Annotated in this window: 1 protein-coding gene; it reads left to right on the top strand. The window is 41.7% G+C overall.

What is annotated here, in order from left to right; genetic code table 11:
• On the top strand, window positions 1–1159 hold a 1159-nt coding region (locus JGK22_RS33045; RefSeq protein ID WP_293314560.1), incomplete at its 5' end, for a site-specific integrase.
• Between the last annotated feature and the right edge of the window lie 387 nt (window positions 1160–1546).

Below are 1546 nucleotides of genomic sequence, written 5' to 3'. Positions count from 1 at the left end.
TGGTATAGGCGGGGGCAAATATGCCAAGCTAGCTGATGTACTTCAGATGCCAGGTGTACAGGCTGCAACACCCGAGATTACCGTAGGCGAGATGTGGGAGGTGTACCTTCAGTGGAAGCAAACAACGATTGAAGAGACTACGTTTAAAGCTCAGTATGTTTCTCAATTCAGTAACGCCATTGAGGGAAAAACATTCAATCAAAACACAAAGGACTTTAGCATTAATTCCAATAACTTGTCCTCAAAATCATTGAGTGACGTAACCGGAATTAGGGAGGTCGCAAACTCAATTTCGATGAGCAAGAAACAATACTTGCAGAATGAATTGTACAAGGCTTTTGATTTTTGTAAGTCTAAAGGAATTTTACAAAGTACAACCGAAAACCCTTTCGTACTAGATAAGTACAGCGCACCTGCTATCACAACTCAGCAAAAGTACGCATCCAAAATAGTAAATGGGGAGGAAAAAGAATGGCATGAGATAACAGACGAAAAAGGTTTGGAAGGCGATAGACGTGCCTTCACTAAGGTAGAGCGTGATACTATCATCAAGGCATTTTATGAGTCAAATTCGGCATCTGTAAAGTATGTTGCACCCCTAATCGAATTCTACTTTCTTACAGGATGTCGCACATCGGAGGCTTTTGCCCTAAATTGGGGTGATATCAATTTTGAACGTAATGTAATCCGATTCAGCAAATCGCTAGGTGCGTCTACACGCAAACTCAAAGAGACCAAGACTGGGGAGACGAGACTTTTTTATTTTAAAGAAGATTCTCGTCTCAAAAGATTACTGATATCGCTCAAAAGTGTGGCAACCCGAGATTTAGTTTTTCCTGGGAAGAATGGCAGTTATTTGAGTAATGGAAATTTGAGTGGGGCATGGCAAGGACAAACGTCTAGCAAAACAAACAGTGATGGTACTAAGCGAAAGTATTACTACCCTGGTATAGTCAGTCAATTAGCTGCCGATGGCAAGATATCAGGCTACCTAAGCCCTTATCACACTCGCCATACCTACATCACCCTTACTGCTCACGCTAATGCTCACAATAACAATGCGCTATTACATATAGCAACCGCCTGCGGTAATAGCGTAGATGTGATACTGAGGCATTATCTTGGGGTAAGCGAATCAGTAGAGCTAACAGAAGTTTAACCCTTACCTGGTAACCCCCTACCCCCTTTAATCAGGGGGTATTTTTTTGACTATTTTCCTGTACCTACTGTCATTTTACAAAGTAGGGCGCTAAAGTAGGAGCCTACTTTAATACAACAACAAAAAACCCTCGCTTACCAGGCAAGGGTTAAAACCAAGGAAAAATGATACAGATAGTCCGAAGAGAGAAGTGTTGTATATATTTATACTACACTACCTGGACTAGAACCGATAAAAACTACGGCTATTGCGGTTGAGTAAGTAATCAACGTATAAAATATTACCGTCACCGTCTACGCCCCTTCAGCTTTTTTATCAAGGGCTGCATAAATTCCTTCATATCCCCCTTTGGCGCTAAGCCCAAGTTTTCCCGTTGGAGCATCATAT

The organism is Microcoleus sp. PH2017_08_TRC_O_A, from assembly GCF_020738665.1.
Taxonomy (GTDB): domain Bacteria; phylum Cyanobacteriota; class Cyanobacteriia; order Cyanobacteriales; family Microcoleaceae; genus Microcoleus.
This window is presented reverse-complemented; position numbering and strand designations above follow the sequence as displayed.